Raw genomic sequence first — 377 nt, 5'->3', positions numbered from 1 at the left:
CTCACCGCCATCGACGGCAACTACCGCTTCGTCCAGGCCGCCGGCAACGCGAGCGCGCTCACGGTCGATCCGGCGCTGCTCACCGTCACCGGCACCAAGACCTACGACGCCACCGCGGGCTTCGGCGCGGGCCAGCTCACGGTCACCGGCGGCGTCGACGGCGAGAGCGTCGCGCTGACCGCCGGCTCCGCCACCGCCGCCTCGGCCGAGGCCGGCCTCCACGCCGGCGCGAGCCTGACCGGCCTCGCCCTCGCGGTGACGGGCGGCAACGGCTCGGCGGCGAACTACGCCCTGCCGCCAGCCGCCACCCTCACCATCGCCCCGGCGGGCGTGACCGTGCGCGCCAACGACGGGCGCTCGACCTACGGCGACGCCCC

1 protein-coding gene is annotated in these 377 nt (G+C 77.2%); it reads left to right on the top strand.

The features are described 5' to 3' along the window. A partial coding sequence (locus EOE48_RS29565; protein ID WP_187371606.1) for a YDG domain-containing protein occupies positions 1-377 on the top strand: 377 nt, incomplete at both ends.

Origin of the sequence: Methylobacterium oryzihabitans, from assembly GCF_004004555.2 — a bacterium.
GTDB classification, from domain to species: Bacteria; Pseudomonadota; Alphaproteobacteria; order Rhizobiales; family Beijerinckiaceae; genus Methylobacterium; species Methylobacterium oryzihabitans.
Note: the sequence above shows the minus strand (reverse complement) of the source record. Positions and strands in the feature narration are given on the sequence as shown.